The sequence below is a fragment of the Promicromonospora sp. NPDC090134 genome (assembly GCF_044746965.1).
Taxonomy (GTDB): Bacteria; Actinomycetota; Actinomycetes; order Actinomycetales; family Cellulomonadaceae; genus Promicromonospora.
On the sequence record NZ_JBIVCZ010000012.1, the window covers coordinates 64,186 to 78,025 of the forward strand.

Annotated in this window: 18 protein-coding genes; 11 read left to right on the top strand and 7 right to left on the bottom strand. The window is 73.8% G+C overall.

Annotated features, from left to right (window positions below):
• The first annotated feature begins 180 nt into the window (after positions 1–180).
• Both ACIPN7_RS25940 and ACIPN7_RS25945 read left to right on the top strand, forming a co-directional pair.
• Positions 181–1,704, top strand: coding sequence for an aldehyde dehydrogenase family protein (locus tag ACIPN7_RS25940; RefSeq protein ID WP_400549398.1), 1,524 nt, complete (start codon positions 181–183; stop codon positions 1,702–1,704).
• Positions 1,705–1,800: 96 nt separating this feature from the next.
• Positions 1,801–2,232, top strand: coding sequence for a DUF779 domain-containing protein (locus ACIPN7_RS25945; RefSeq protein WP_400549400.1), 432 nt, complete (start codon positions 1,801–1,803; stop codon positions 2,230–2,232).
• Here ACIPN7_RS25945 and ACIPN7_RS25950 read toward each other — a convergent pair.
• On the bottom strand, positions 2,189–2,701 hold the full coding sequence (locus ACIPN7_RS25950) for a hypothetical protein (protein ID WP_400549402.1): 513 nt from the start codon (positions 2,699–2,701) through the stop codon (positions 2,189–2,191). The genes ACIPN7_RS25945 and ACIPN7_RS25950 overlap by 44 nt on opposite strands.
• A gap of 126 nt (positions 2,702–2,827) precedes the next feature.
• Here ACIPN7_RS25950 and ACIPN7_RS25955 point away from each other — a divergent pair, with 126 nt between their 5' ends.
• Positions 2,828–3,631: a MerR family transcriptional regulator gene (locus ACIPN7_RS25955; protein ID WP_400549404.1), complete on the top strand. Its 804-nt coding sequence runs from the start codon at positions 2,828–2,830 to the stop codon at positions 3,629–3,631.
• Here the strand turns inward: ACIPN7_RS25955 and ACIPN7_RS25960 are convergent.
• Positions 3,595–4,212: a DinB family protein gene (locus ACIPN7_RS25960; protein WP_400549406.1), complete on the bottom strand. Its 618-nt coding sequence runs from the start codon at positions 4,210–4,212 to the stop codon at positions 3,595–3,597. The genes ACIPN7_RS25955 and ACIPN7_RS25960 overlap by 37 nt on opposite strands.
• A gap of 55 nt (positions 4,213–4,267) precedes the next feature.
• Between ACIPN7_RS25960 and ACIPN7_RS25965 the strand changes: the two genes are divergently transcribed.
• Positions 4,268–5,152 carry a PfkB family carbohydrate kinase gene (locus tag ACIPN7_RS25965; RefSeq protein ID WP_400549408.1) on the top strand — a complete coding sequence of 295 codons (885 nt, stop codon included), beginning with the start codon at positions 4,268–4,270 and terminating at the stop codon, positions 5,150–5,152.
• Positions 5,143–5,781, top strand: coding sequence for a nucleoside/nucleotide kinase family protein (locus ACIPN7_RS25970; RefSeq protein ID WP_400549410.1), 639 nt, complete (start codon positions 5,143–5,145; stop codon positions 5,779–5,781). Before ACIPN7_RS25965 ends, ACIPN7_RS25970 begins: the two co-directional genes overlap by 10 nt.
• 8 nt (positions 5,782–5,789) lie before the next feature.
• On the opposite strand, the gene ACIPN7_RS25975 is transcribed toward ACIPN7_RS25970, so the two are convergent.
• Together ACIPN7_RS25975 and ACIPN7_RS25980 are read right to left on the bottom strand one after the other, a co-directional pair.
• Positions 5,790–6,407: an Rv3235 family protein gene (locus ACIPN7_RS25975; RefSeq protein ID WP_400549412.1), complete on the bottom strand. Its 618-nt coding sequence runs from the start codon at positions 6,405–6,407 to the stop codon at positions 5,790–5,792.
• A 46-nt stretch (positions 6,408–6,453) separates the two neighbouring features.
• Positions 6,454–7,371, bottom strand: a complete 918-nt coding sequence (locus ACIPN7_RS25980) for a hypothetical protein (protein ID WP_400549414.1) — start codon at positions 7,369–7,371, stop codon at positions 6,454–6,456.
• A gap of 153 nt (positions 7,372–7,524) precedes the next feature.
• Between ACIPN7_RS25980 and ACIPN7_RS25985 the strand changes: the two genes are divergently transcribed.
• On the top strand, positions 7,525–8,079 hold the full coding sequence (locus tag ACIPN7_RS25985) for a hypothetical protein (protein ID WP_400549416.1): 555 nt from the start codon (positions 7,525–7,527) through the stop codon (positions 8,077–8,079).
• Positions 8,080–8,178: 99 nt separating this feature from the next.
• Here the strand turns inward: ACIPN7_RS25985 and ACIPN7_RS25990 are convergent, their stop codons facing one another.
• A complete protein-coding gene (locus ACIPN7_RS25990; RefSeq protein WP_020016485.1) occupies positions 8,179–8,397 on the bottom strand; it encodes an AlpA family transcriptional regulator in 219 nt (72 codons plus the stop codon).
• A gap of 195 nt (positions 8,398–8,592) precedes the next feature.
• On the opposite strand from ACIPN7_RS25990, the gene ACIPN7_RS25995 reads away from it, so the two are divergent.
• From ACIPN7_RS25995 to hisN, 3 genes are all read left to right on the top strand, one after another.
• Complete coding sequence (locus ACIPN7_RS25995) at positions 8,593–9,282, top strand: hypothetical protein (protein WP_400549418.1); 690 nt, start codon at positions 8,593–8,595, stop codon at positions 9,280–9,282.
• The gene (locus ACIPN7_RS26000) at positions 9,279–10,580 is read left to right on the top strand and encodes a hypothetical protein (protein WP_400549420.1); all 1,302 of its coding nucleotides are present in this window, start codon (positions 9,279–9,281) and stop codon (positions 10,578–10,580) included. The genes ACIPN7_RS25995 and ACIPN7_RS26000 overlap by 4 nt, the downstream gene beginning before the upstream one ends.
• 96 nt (positions 10,581–10,676) lie before the next feature.
• Positions 10,677–11,477, top strand: a complete 801-nt coding sequence (gene hisN / locus ACIPN7_RS26005; protein WP_400549422.1) for a histidinol-phosphatase — start codon at positions 10,677–10,679, stop codon at positions 11,475–11,477.
• 7 nt (positions 11,478–11,484) lie between these two features.
• Here the strand turns inward: hisN and ACIPN7_RS26010 are convergent, their stop codons facing one another.
• Entirely contained in the window at positions 11,485–12,039 is a 555-nt protein-coding gene (locus ACIPN7_RS26010) for a DUF6912 family protein (RefSeq protein ID WP_400549423.1), read from the bottom strand.
• Positions 12,040–12,167: 128 nt separating this feature from the next.
• Between ACIPN7_RS26010 and ACIPN7_RS26015 the strand changes: the two genes are divergently transcribed.
• Together ACIPN7_RS26015 and ACIPN7_RS26020 are read left to right on the top strand one after the other, a co-directional pair.
• Positions 12,168–12,797, top strand: coding sequence for a DUF6928 family protein (locus ACIPN7_RS26015; RefSeq protein WP_400549425.1), 630 nt, complete (start codon positions 12,168–12,170; stop codon positions 12,795–12,797).
• Positions 12,798–12,862: 65 nt separating this feature from the next.
• Positions 12,863–13,291: a VOC family protein gene (locus ACIPN7_RS26020; RefSeq protein ID WP_400549427.1), complete on the top strand. Its 429-nt coding sequence runs from the start codon at positions 12,863–12,865 to the stop codon at positions 13,289–13,291.
• Positions 13,292–13,298: 7 nt separating this feature from the next.
• Here the strand turns inward: ACIPN7_RS26020 and ACIPN7_RS26025 are convergent, their stop codons facing one another.
• Entirely contained in the window at positions 13,299–13,838 is a 540-nt protein-coding gene (locus ACIPN7_RS26025) for an endonuclease V (protein WP_400549429.1), read from the bottom strand.
• Between the last annotated feature and the right edge of the window lie 2 nt (positions 13,839–13,840).

Genomic DNA, 13,840 nt, shown 5'->3' on the forward strand with positions numbered 1-13,840 from the left:
TCTGTCCATCTGTGCCGGCGCCCGCTGGACTTGCCCCCACGAGGTCACGTTCGGGTTGCAACGGGGATGCAACGCCCCGCTGCCTACCCTCGCCGCACTCGGGTGCACCGGTGCTCCCGGGGCGCGGCTCCGCCGTCGGGCATCCCGGGGCGGGCGCGAGATCCTGCGAGGAGGCAGACCATGACCGTGTACGCAGCCCCAGGTACCGAAGGTGCCGTCGCGAGCTTCCGGCCCCGGTACGACCACTGGATCGGCGGCGAGTACGTGCCCCCGGCGAACGGGCAGTACTTCGAGAACCCCAGCCCCGTGACCGGGCGGACGTTCACCGAGGTCGCCCGCGGCGACGCCGACGACATCGACCGGGCCCTCGACGCCGCACACGGCGCCGCGCCCGCGTGGGGGCGCACGTCGGTCACCGAGCGCGCGATCATCCTGAACAAGATCGCCGACCGTATGGAGGAGCACCTCGAGGAGCTGGCCGTCGCCGAGACCTGGGAGAACGGCAAGCCCGTCCGCGAGACCCTCAACGCGGACCTGCCGCTGGCCATCGACCACTTCCGCTACTTCGCGGGCGCGATCCGGGCCCAGGAGGGTTCGATCAGCGAGATCGACGGCGACACCATCGCCTACCACTTCCACGAGCCGCTGGGCGTCGTCGGGCAGATCATCCCGTGGAACTTCCCGATCCTGATGGCGGTCTGGAAGCTGGCTCCGGCGCTCGCGGCGGGCAACGCCGTGGTGCTCAAGCCGGCGGAGCAGACGCCGACGTCGATCCTGTACCTCATGGAGCTCATCGCGGACCTGCTGCCGCCGGGCGTCGTGAACGTGGTCAACGGGTTCGGCGCGGAGGCGGGCAAGCCGCTCGCGAGCTCGTCCCGGATCCGCAAGATCGCGTTCACGGGCGAGACCACGACGGGCCGCCTGATCATGCAGTACGCGTCGCAGAACATCATCCCGGTGACGCTGGAGCTGGGCGGCAAGTCGCCGAACCTGTTCTTCAGCGACGTCGCCGCGGCGCACGACGACTACTACGACAAGGCGCTGGAGGGCTTCACGATGTTCGCCCTCAACCAGGGCGAGGTGTGCACGTGCCCGTCGCGCGCGCTCATCCAGAGCGACATCTACAGCTCGTTCCTGGCCGACGCCGTGGCGCGCACCGAGGCGATCAAGCAGGGCAACCCGCTGGACACCGACACGATGATCGGGGCGCAGGCGAGCAACGACCAGCTCGAGAAGATCCTCAGCTACTTCGACATCGGCAAGGCGGAGGGCGCCAAGGTGCTCACCGGCGGGCACCGGGCGGAGCTGGAGGGCGACCTCGCGGGCGGCTACTACGTGACGCCCACGATCTTCGAGGGCAAGAACGAGATGCGGATCTTCCAGGAGGAGATCTTCGGGCCCGTGGTGGCGGTCACCGAGTTCGCCGAGTTCGACGACGCGATCAAGATCGCCAACGACACCCTCTACGGGCTGGGCGCGGGCGTGTGGACGCGCTCCGGGGCGGACGCGTACCGGGCCGGGCGGGCGATCGAGGCGGGCCGGGTGTGGACGAACAACTACCACGCCTACCCGGCCGCGGCGGCGTTCGGCGGCTACAAGGGCTCGGGTGTGGGTCGCGAGAACCACAAGATGATGCTCGACCACTACCAGCAGACCAAGAACCTGCTGGTCAGCTACGCGCCGGGCAAGCAGGGCTTCTTCTAGGCCGGCGGGGGCACCACGTCGGGCGGGAGGCCGGGCCGGTACGTCACCGGCCTCCCGCCCGGAGGTCCGGTTCGACTTCGAGATCTGGGAGGTTCCATGTCCGACGACGTTCGCCCGGCTCCCGCGACCGGGTCACCGGTCGCACGGGTCGCCGTGACCGACGACGCGGCGGCGCTGCTCGTGCGCCTGCGGGACAAGCACGGCGAGCTCATGTTCCACCAGTCGGGCGGCTGCTGCGACGGCTCGTCGCCCATGTGCTACCCGGACGGCGACTTCATCACCGGGGACGCGGACGTGCACCTCGGCGACCTCGCGATCCCGGCCGCGGAGGCCGGGTCGTTCACCGTGCCGGTCTGGATGAGCCGCAACCAGTTCGAGTACTGGAAGCACACGCACCTGACGATCGACGTGGTGCCGGGCCGCGGCGCCGGCTTCAGCGTCGAGGCGCCCGAGGGCGTGCGGTTTCTCATCCGCTCGCGGTTGTTCACCGACGACGAGTGGGAACGGCTCGAGGCCATCGGGGCCTGACCCCGGGCACAGGTCTGTCCGGTCCAGCGCCCGCGGCGTCGTCGTGAACAGGTGCTTGCTCCGGGGCGAGCGCCGCGACGCCGTCCGCCGTGGCGAGGAAGAACGCGGCGACCGTGAGCCCCTGCTCGGCGGCGGCGGACCGGAGCGCCGTGTGCCAGGCCCGGTCCTCGAACGAGGGGTCACCGGGACCGGGGCGTTCCAGCACGACCACCACCGACGCGCCCGGCTCGCCCCGCAGGATCTGGTGCCAGGCCCTGCCCAGGTTGCCCACGGGGACCGGGTCGGGGAGCTCCGGCACCAGGTCCACGGGGACGAGCACGGGCAGCGGGCGGCGCTCGCCGTCGAGCAGGGCGAACCACAGCGTGCGGCGGCGCGGCCGGATGCCGCCGTGCAGGAGGTGCGCGAAGGCGAGGAGCGCCGCGTCGTCGGCCAGGGGGTGGTCCGGGATGATCTCGCTCGATGCTGTCATGGCACCGAGTCTGGTCGAGGATGCCAGTCGACGTGAGTTTTCCACAGGTCCATCTGTTTGGCTGATCTTGATCGGCAGAAGAAGGGGCTTGAAGTTGACGTGACGTCAACCTTTACGGTGGTGAACATGCAATGGTCCATCCAGGAGATCTCGCGGCTGACCGGCGTCACGAGCCGGACGCTGCGGCACTACGACGCCGTCGGCCTGCTGCCCGCGGTCCGCACGACGGACGCCGGCCCACGCCGCTACGACCGCACCGCACTGGTGCGGCTGCAGCGGATCCTGCTGCTGCGGGATCTCGGGCTCGGCCTCGGCGCCATCGCCGAGGTGCTCGACGCCCAGCGGGACGAGGCGCAGGCGCTGCGTACGCACCTCGTGTCGCTGCGGGCGGAGCAGGGCCGGCTGGCCCGGCAGATCGCCTCGGTCGAACGGACCGTCGCGGATCTCGAGAAGGACCCGGACACCCAGGAGGGGAACATCATGGCGAAGGACATGTTCGACGGTTTCGACCACACGCAGTACGAGGAGGAGGTCACCGAGCGCTGGGGACACGACGCGTACCGGAAGAGCGACGCGTGGTGGCGCGGGCTCACCCCGCAGGAGCAGCAGGAGTGGAAGGGGCGGGTCGCGGCACTCAGCAAGGACTGGGCCGACGCCGCCGTTGCCGGGACCGACCCGGCCTCGGACGAGGCGCAGGCCCTGGCCGCACGCCATGCCGAGTGGCTCGTGTCCGTGCCGGGCACGCCGGGCGCGGCCCAGCCGCTGCCCGACCGCGGGTACCTGCTGGGCCTGGCCGACATGTACGTGGCGGACGACCGGTTCGCCGCGAACTACGGCGGCACGGAGGGCGCGACGTTCGTGCGGGACGCGCTGCGCGTCTTCGCGGAGCGGGCCTATCCCGCCGTGGCCGACGCGGACGGCGCGTACTGAGCCCGGTACAGGTCGCGCAGCAGGCAGATCTCGCCGCCGTGCGCCATGGCCTCGCGACCGAGATGGGTCACCAGCGCCGCCATCGGGAACTCGGCGTACGCGAGGCCCTTGGGGCCGATCGGGCGCAGCAGCGACTCGTCGTCCAGAGCGGCGATGCCGGCCTGCCACGACCGGTAGCCCTCCTCGAGCATGGCCAGGCCCTCGGCGGCCGTGACCGGGGCCTCGGGCCAGTGGCGAGCGTCGAACATGTCGGCGTCGGGCGGCGCGTCCGTCGGGCCGAACAGGGCCCGGGCGCGCCGCCCGAACACGTCGCGGCCGACGTGCACCATGCGCCAGGCGATCGTGGTCACCGGCGGGACCTCCGGCTCGGGTACCTCCTGCTCGAGCCGGGGCACCCCGTCGGCCCCGGCGCGCACGCTCCACGCCGGCGACGTGGGCTCCCACAGGTACTCGGTGTCGGTGAGCCCCTCCAGGCGGGGCCACAGGTGGAAGTCCCAGTAGAACGAGAGCTGGTCCAGGAGGAGGTCACGCCACACGGAAGGGGGCGGCGTCGGCGGTATGGTCGGCTCCGTCGTCGTCATGTTCGGACAGTACGCCCGGTCTCTGACACCCAGTTTCAAAGGTAGCCTCTGCCCCATGCGCGACATCGCCGCCGAATCTCCGCAAAAACCCCCGGTGACCTGCTGGTTCGCAGGTCTGACGACGCTCGATGTGATCCACCGCAGCGCCGTCCGGCCGGGACCCAACGAGAAGATCACCGCCGTCCGCCAGGACGTCTCCGCGGGTGGCCCCGCGGCGAACGCCGCGGTCATCGCGGCGACGCTCGGGGCGCGTGCGCTCCTGATCAGCGCGATGGGCACCGGACCGGTGGGTTCGGCCGCCCGGGGTGACCTGGAGCACCACGGGGTCGAGATCCACGACACGGCAGGCGGCCGGGAGATCCCCATCGCCGTGTCGGCCGTGATGGTCGACGACGTCACCGGTGACCGGTCGGTCGTCTCACCGGACGCCACGCTCACCAACGGCCTCGACGTGACGTGCGTGGAGCTCGACGCCCTGCCGCGGCCCGCCGTCGTCCTGCTCGACGGGCACCACCCCGACCTGGCGCGGAGCGTGCTCGCGTACGCCGTCGCCCTCGAGCCCCGCCCGCTGATCGTGCTCGACGCCGGACGCTGGCGCCCGGTCTTCGCGGACCTGCTCGGCGCGGCCGACGTGGCCGCCCGGTCCGCGGACTTCCGCGCTCCCGACGGCACCGCCGCATCCCGGGCCGTCGTCACGACGCACGGCTCCGCGCCCGTGACCTGGCAGGACAAGGACGGGCGGCACGGCTCGACCTATGTGCCGAACGTCGAGGTGCGGGACACCCTTGGCGCGGGCGACGCGTTCCACGGCGCCCTGTGCGTGGCGCTCGCCCGGGGTGCCGGCCTGGAGTCGGCGGTCCAGGAGGCGATCCGGGTGGCGTCCATCCGGGTGCAGCACGTGGGCCCGAGGTCCTGGCTGGAGTACGCGGCGTGCGCCTGACCACCGCCGAGCTCGTCGAGCGCGCGGCACGGCTCGCCGACGCCGCCGTCCGTGCGGGCGAGGCGCGGGTGCTCGGCATCACCGGCCCGCCGGGCGCGGGGAAGTCGACCCTGGCCGCCGCCCTCGTCGACAGCCTGCCGCCCGACACTGCCGTGGTGGTCGGGATGGACGGCTTCCACCTGTCCAACGCCGTGCTGGAGGCCCGCGGCAGCCGCGCGCGCAAGGGCGCGATCGACACCTTCGACGATGCCGGCTACGCCGCGCTGATCGGCCGGATCGCGGGCCGCCGGCCGGGCAGCCCGCAGGTCTTCGCGCCGGAGTTCCGCCGCGAGATCGAGGAGCCGGTGGCAGCGGGCACCGTCGTCGCCGACGAGCCCCTGGTGATCACCGAGGGCAACTACCTCCTCGCGGCCGACGGCGCCTGGCCCGCCGCCCGCACCCGCATGGCGGAGGTCTGGTACGTCGACCTGCCCGAGGCCGAGCGCCTGCGGCGTCTCGTCGCGCGCCACCACGCGTTCGGCAAGCCCCTGTCCGACGCCGAGGCGTGGGCCCGCGGCTCCGACCAGCGCAACGCGGACCTCATCGCCACCACCCGGGACGCGGCGGACCTCGTCGTGGAGTGGGTGTAGCCACCCGTTCAGCCGATCTCGAGGACCGCGACGCGCCACACCCCGCGCCGCGCCTCCAGCCGCACCGCCGCGGCGCGCACCCGCCCCTCGTCGTGCAGGATCACCGTCGCCTCGGCGGACGTGGCGCCCAGCCGGACCAGCCGCACGCGCCGCACCGCGGCCGGGTGCGCCTTGGGCCGCGGCGGCCGCACCTGCCGGGCCTCCCGCATGAGCCGGCCCCGCTCCAGCAGCTGGTCGTAGACCTGCGGCGTCACCCAGCGGGCGAGCTGCGCGGCGGGGCGCTCTCCGCGCAGCACCTCGACCGCGGCGCGGACCACGCGACAGACCTGCGCGGTGGGGTCGGGCAGGGTGGGATCGGGCTCGGGCACCGGCCGCCCCGACAGTGCCTCCAGCGCCGCCGCCGCGTTCTGCAGCTCGGGGTACGGCGTGCCGCCGATCCGCATGCGGCGCAGCCGCTTGCCGATGCCGGGCCCGGTGACCGGTCCGGCCGGCGGCACGGCGGGGCGCTGGGTGGGCGGGGCCGTCGCCCCGGCCGCCGGGCGCGGGGTGGTGCGGCGGGTGCGGGCCGGCGCGGCGGGCTCCGGCACGGGAGTGGTGGCCTCTGGTGGACTGTCGAGCGTGGTCATCCGGGATCTCCTGGGGGCGGGTGCTGGTACGGGTGGGCGACGACGCTCAGGGCCGGTGCAGTACCGTGCCCGGCCGGATCAGGTCCGGGTCAGGGCCCAGCACCTGGCGGTTGGCGTCGTGCCACCGGACGACGGCTTCGGCGATCTCGGCGTCGGACGGCGCAGAGCCGCGGGACGGCCCGTCGTCGCCGGGCGGCAGGTCGGCGACGAGCTGGTCGGCGACGAGCTGGTCGGCGACGAGCTGGTCGGCCGCGAGGGCCCACAGCGTGTCGCCTGCCTCGACCACCACCAGGGGTTCCCCGCCAGCTCCCGTGCGCCGGCCCCGGTCGACCAGCGACGCCCGCTCGGGCGCGGGTCCGGCGTCCGAGGCGACCGACCGGCCCGGCCGGCCCGTCGGCTCCTCGCTCACCGTGCTCGTCGGCCGCCAGCCGAGGTCGAGCACGACCGCGGGCCCCGCGTCCGCGGCGGGGACCGCGCCGGTGGGCAGGGCCATCGCCGTCGGCGCGGTGAGTGCCAGCCCGAGTCCGGCACCGGCGGCGACCCGGGCGAGGCGCCGCACCACGGCCGGCGCGTGGCGGGCCACGGCGCGTTCGGCCGACGCCCAGCGCCTGCCGCGCCGGTCCGCGAGGATGCAGGCCAGCGCGAGCAGCGCGTGCACACCCGTCCAGCCGGCCACCACGGTCCCGACGGCGACGGCCGCCAACTCGACGATGTCCTCCACCGGGAACAGCGCCGCGCCGAGGCCGGACCCCACCTGCCACGTGCGCGTGCCGAGCACGCCGGACGCCGCGACGAGTGCCGTCCCGACGGCGAGCAGCCCGAGGAGCCCTCTCCAGGCGCCTCCGGTCGCCGTGTCCGAGGCCGAGGCCGGGGAGCCGTCCGGTGGGCGGCCCGCGTGCGACGGCCTCCCGCCATCGTCGTGGCGGTCGGCGGCCGGTGCGTGCTCAAGGGCGTGCGTCAACATGGTTCCCCCTGCTGCGATGCGGTTTCAGACATTACGAGCACGGACGGTATCGGTGATGTCGTTTGATGCCGCCCGGCGTTCGTTATTCAACAGGGATGCCAGGAGGGTGTCCACCGGAGGGCGAGATGCCTGTGGATGGCGCAGGGTGTCTCCATGACATCCGTGCGCCCGTCCGGCCCCACGCGCTGGGAGGCGCTCTTCAGTGATCTCGAGGCGCAGGCGCGGGCGCAGGCGGTGGCGGAGGCCGACGCGCTCGTGTCCGAGCTGACGCGCGCCGAGCACGCGACGATGACGCTCGCCGACAGGTTCCGCGCCGTCGTCGGCGCGGTGGTGACGGTCGAGCTGCTCGACGGCGCACCGTTGCGCGGCGTCCTGCTCGAGGCGGCGGACGAATGGGTGCTGCTCCAGGGACTCCGGCCGGAGCCGGCGAGCCAGCACCTCGTACCGCTGGCCGCGGTGGCGGCGGTCCACGGCCTGGCCCGACAGGCGACGTCCGCGACGTCGCGGCGGGACTCCCACGGGCTGGGGCCGGTGCTGCGCAGCCTGCAGCGGGACAGGGCCCGGGTCGCCGTGCGCACCCTGAGCGGGGTGTGGGCGGGCCGGATCGCGCGCGTCGGCCGCGATCACCTGGACGTCGACCTGCTCGACGGTCGCGGAACCCGGCTGGTTCCCTTCACCGCCCTGCTGGTCGTGAGCGAGGCACCCTAAACCGACTGGAATGCCCGGAAATGGACAGCGGGACCGGTCTCACCCCGTATGGAGTGTGCCGGTCCCGTCGGTGTACGACGCGGCTTTTCAGCCGTCTGCTCAGCCGTCAGCGGCCGCAGATCCCTTGAGCCGCTCACGGCTCTTTGCGTACATACGCTCGATGTACGACTCGAGCTCGGCTGCCTCGACGCGCCAGACCTTCTTGGGCCCCACCTGGATGGCGGGAAGGTCGCCGGTGCGAACGAGTGCATAGCCCTGGGCCATCGAGATGTTGAGGGTCTCCACCACGTCCGCCAGAGAGAGAAAGCGCTTTTCCATGGGAACAGTGTGGCACGAGACACCGACATGAGGGGGTTATCCACAAGAAGTGTTTATCTGATGCCGGATCGGCGGCGTTCGATCACTATGGTTCCGGCGCTCTGCCCAGGCTGTGCGTCATTCCACGCGGGTTCAGGGTTCAACTTGTACTCGACGCCCTACCCAAAGTCCACCAAAGTACGCGGAAGGACCGAGATGACGTATGCCCCGGCCGCCCCGGCGACCGTAGTCCGGGACCAGGGCCTCCCCGAGCCGGTCGCGACCAGGCTGCGCAGGCCTGGCTGGCGCGACCCGCGGCTCGTGACCGGGCTCGTCATCGTCGCGCTGTCCGTCGCCTGCGGCTCCTGGGTGGTCTCGGCGGCGAGCCGCACCACGCCGGTCTTCGTGGCCGACGGCGCCCTCACGCCCGGTGCGCCCCTGACTGCCGACTCGCTCCGTACGGTCGACGTCCGGCTCGGGTCCGGCGCGAGCCGCTACCTGTCCGCCGCCGAGCCGTTGCCGGCGGACCTGGTGGTGCTCCGCGTGGTGGACGACGGCGAGCTGGTGCCGCTGACGGCACTCGGCGCGGACGCCGCCGTCCGCTCGGTCGCCGTCCCCGTGACCTCGGGGCTGTCCGACCGGATCCGGGCCGGTGTCGTGGTGGACCTGTGGTTCGTGCCCGACGCGCCGGTCTCGCCCGAGGCGGGCGCGGCCCGGCCGGAGCCGGCCACGCTGGCGGAGGACGTGGTGGTCGAGCAGGTGGACGCGCAGGACGGCGCGATCGTCGTGGACGGCACGGTGACGCTGCACGTACTGGTCCCGGAGGACGTCCTTCCGACCGTGCTGGCCGCGCTCTCCGACGCCGGCACCGTCGCCGTCGTGCCCGTGGCGGGCGGCGTCCGGTGAGCGAGGAGCGGACCGTCACCGTCCTGGTCGCGGTGCAGTCGCCCGAGGACGAGGCGGCGGTGGTGACCGTGCTCGCCGCGCAGCCGCGGACGACCGTCTCCCGGCGGTGCGCGGAGCTCGCCGAGCTCCTGGCCGCGGCCGAGGCGGGTGCCGGCACGGCCGCCGTCGTCTCCGGAGACCTGCCCGGCCTGGACCGGGACGCGGTGGCGCGGCTGCGGGGCGCGGGCCTGCGGGTCGTCGTGGTCGAGGACCCGGCCACGCCCGCCGCCCGGCTCGCGGGCCTCGGCTGTGACGTGGTGGTCGCGGGCGGGGACGCGGAGAACCTCGTCGCCGCGGTCCGCGGCGACGGCTCGGCCAACGACGACGGCCGCGCGGCGGGTGTCGCCCCAGCCGCCGTTCCCGACGACGGTACCCGGCCCGGCACGCTCGTCGCCGTCTGGGGTCCGGCCGGCTCGCCCGGCCGCACCACCACCGCCATCGAGCTCGCCGCTGCCCTCGCGGGCGTAGGTGCCACCATGTCGCGCCGCTCCGGCCTGCTGCGCCGGCCGCGGCCGGCGCTCCCGACGCACGGTGCGAGCACGGTCGTGCTGGCCGACGCCGACACCTACGCCTCCTCGGTGACCTCCCGCCTCGGCCTCCTCGACGACGCGCCTGGCCTGGCCGCCGCCGCCCGCGCGGCCGGCCAGGGGCTGCTCGACGTGCGGACGCTGGCCGGGCACGCCCCGGTGGTGCTGCCGGGGGTGCGCGTCCTGACCGGCATCACCCGGGCGTCCCGCTGGCCCGAGCTGCCCGCCAGCTCGCTCGACGTGGTGTTCCAGCGTTGCCGCGAGCTCGCGGCCTGGACCGTGGTCGACTGCGGCCCGGTGCTCGAGGCCGACGAGCTGCTCATGTACGACACGCGCGCACCCCAGCGCAACGGTGCGACCCTGAGCGCGCTCCAGGCCGCGGACGTCGTCGTGGTGGTCGGCAGCGCCGACCCCGTGGGGCTGCAGCGGCTGGTGCGCGGCCTGGAGGACCTGCGGGACGCCGCGGTGCCCGTCCCGGCGGCACGCGTGGTGGTCGTGAACCGGGTGCGGGTCTCCGCCGTCGGGCGCCGGGCCGAGGCCCAGGTGCGCGACGCCCTCGCGCGCTACGGGGGAGTGGGAGACGCACACCTCGTGCCGGACGACCCGGCCGGGCTCGACGCCGCACTGCTGGCGGGGCGGGTGCTGGCCGAGTGCGCGCCCGGATCGCCCGCGCGGGCCGCGTTCGAGGGCCTCGCGACGCGGGTCCGGGAGCTCGTGCCCGCGACGGTCTGAGCGGCGGCCCCGCGGCCCGCGCGAGGCGCATTGCGCGTAACAATCCGCCCGTCCGGCGCGGCTCGGCGACGGAAACATGGCAACCGGCGCTAGGTTGTGCCCGTGGCCGCCGTGACGAAGGACAACTACGCCGACGACCTGCGTCTGGCGCACGTGATCGCCGACCAGGTCGATTCCATCACCATGTCCCGCTTCCGGGCGCTCGACCTCAAGGTGGAGACCAAGCCGGACCTGACACCCGTATCCGACGCCGACCGCGCGGCCGAGGACTTCATCCGGGGCCAGCTCGCCCGGGCCCGCACCCGCGACGCGATCGTGGGAGAGGAGTACGGCTCGGCCGGCAGCGGCGCGCGCCGCTGGATCGTGGACCCGATCGACGGCACCAAGAACTTCGTGCGCGGCGTCCCCGTGTGGGCCACGCTCATCGCACTCGCCGACGGCGACGAGGTCGTCGTGGGCCTGGTCAGCGCACCCGCCCTGGGCCGGCGCTGGTGGGCGGCCAAGGGCTCGGGCGCGTGGACCGGCAAGTCGCTGGCCTCCGCGTCGCGGATGTCGGTCTCCGGCATCTCCCGCGTCGCCGACGCGTCGTTCAGCTACGCGTCCCTCGGCGGCTGGGAGGAGCGCGGCAAGCTGGACGGGTTCCTCGACCTCACCCGGGCGTGCGCGCGCACCCGCGGGTACGGCGACTTCTGGTCGTACATGCTGGTCGCCGACGGCGCCGTCGACATCGCGGCGGAGCCCGAGCTCGAGGTCTACGACATGGCCGCGCTCGTGCCGATCGTCACCGAGGCCGGCGGCACCTTCACCTCGCTCGACGGCAAGCCCGGCCCGTGGGGCGGGAACGCGGTGGCGACGAACGGCAGGCTGCACAAGGAAGCGCTCGACTTCCTGGGCTGACGCCGGGTCAGGCGCGCGGCACGTCCTTGATCTCGCTCCAGTCGTACCAGAGCAGGTCGCGGTCCGTGACGCGCTGCAGGGCCTCGTCCAGCGCGGAGTCGGACTCCTCGCCCACCTCGGCCGTCGTCTCGGCGTCGCTCTCCTCGTCGGCGGCGGCGAGCACGTCCGCGATGTCGGCGCCGGCCTCCGGCTCGTCGACGTGCACGCAGACGATCGCCACCTGCTCGACCGTGCTGGTCACCTGGACCTCGGAGGCGACGGGCTCGTCGTCGTCCGCGCCGCCGGCCGGGACGGGCCCGACGGCCGCGTCCGGGACCTCGACCGTGATGATCACGCGCTGGTGCGGGGCGTCGGTGCGGCCGGCGATCAGCGCCAGCGAGTCGTCGGCGGCGTTGAGCGCGGCGACGTACTCCAGGCCCTCGGCGTCCTCGTCCGGCAGGGCGGCCTCGAGCTCCTTGGTCACGGCGTGGGCCCGGCGGGGCGCGACCGTCCAGCGAGCGGCGGCGGTGGAGTGGGAGACGGCGTCGAGCTCGTCGAGCGTGGCGGGCACGTAGATGCGCATGTGCTCAGTCTGCCGTGTGTCGAGCCCACGCGAGTGGAGTGGCGGTGTCACCCAGTCCCCGTACTCTCGTGTCCGGCGTCGGGGCGGGACGCCGCGGGTAGTGGTAGCAGCCGAGGGCGGGAGACGAGATGGGTGCCAAGACCGCGATGCTGGTGTACGCGGACGGAGACGTGGCGACAGGTCTGACGGGGGCGGCGGAGTTCGCCGACGAGGCGAGCGCGGCCGAGCTGCTCGGCCTGCTGTGGCCACCGGCCCGGATCCGGCCGGACGGCGAGGAGCCCTGGGACCTCGGGGACGCGGTGTTCCCGCCCGAGGGGCGCGCGTGCGCCCTGTCGACCCCCGAGGTGGACGTCCTGTGCGACCAGGCCCTCATGCTCGACCGGCCCTCGCAGCTGCCCGCCCACCTGGTCGACGCGAGCATGGGCCGCACCCTCTACCTGCACGCGATGCACAGCGTCGTGGACTGGTTCGCCTTCGCGGTGTGGCGGGACGGCGCGCTCGTGCGCTCGCTCAGCCTCTCGCCGGACGACGGCGTCCTGGAGGACACGGGCGAGCGCCTCGCCTTCGAGCAGCCGTTCTGGGCGGGCGAGCACCCGGCCGGGGGTGACTACGCGCTCCCGTTCCACCCGCTGGAGCTGGGGGAGCACGCCCTGCGTGAGTTCTTCGGCTTCAACATCGAGGGGGCCGACGACGGCGGCCCGTCCGCCGGCCGCCTGGACCCGTGGGCCGTGGAGCTGTTCGGCTTCCAGGTGGTGTAACCGGGCCGAGCGCTCGACAGATCTCCGAATCACTCGTACATTTGTTCGAGAGCGAGGAGGTCGTCATGCCCGAACCCACCACCGCCCGTCCGACCGGGGTGGTCCCCATGCTGTCCTACCAGGACGGCGTGTCCGCCATGGACTGGCTCATCGAGGCCTTCGGCTTCACCGAGGCGGAACGCTGGCTGGACGACGACGGACATCTCTCCCACGGCGAGCTCGACGCCGGAGGCGGTCGCGTGATGCTCTCCGAGCTCGCGTCCTACGAGGGCCCGGCCGAGCACCGCAAGCACTGCCGGGCAGCGGACGCGTGGCTGTCGACACCCTGGGTGATCGACGGCGTGCTGGTCCACGTGGACGACGTCGAGGCCCACCTCGCCCACGCCCAGGCGGCCGGCGCGGGCGTGCTCTCGAAGATCGAGGAGGCGCCGTACGGCCGGTCGTACCGGGCGGAGGACCTGGAGGGGCACCGCTGGATGTTCCTCCAGCCCTGATGTCCCGTCAGTGCCGAGGCGCCGGCCGCACCGGGTCCTCACCGCGGGCCAGCCGGTCCACCCGGCGCAGTGCTGTGGGGAACCGGGCGTCGCCGGCCATCTCGCGGACCAGGTCGGCCGCCGTGTCGAGCGGCATCCCCGACGCCGTGACGTACAGGGGTTTGGCGGACCGCCCGCGCAGCACCTCGGCGGCGTGCGACGCGGCGTGGAACCGGGTCTTGGCGACGCCGAGCACCACGGGGGCCAGCCCGGCGTCGGCCACGTGGGCGCCCAGCCCCGGGCTGCCCGCCGGGTCGAGGTCCACGTAGCCGTCCACGATCAGCAGGTCCAGGGGTGCCACACCGGCCAGCACCTGGCGGAGCGGCGGCAGCTCGCGCTCGTAGAACCGCCCTGGCCGGTACTCCGCGACCTGCTCGACCAGCACGGTCCGCTCCTCGACCAGTGTCGCGAACGCCGGGTCCTCGGCGACGACCAGCGCTGCGCGCGCCCCACCGTCGTCCAGGTACTGCACGTCCACCGCGCCGTAGCGCGGGGTGCTGTCGGTCATGG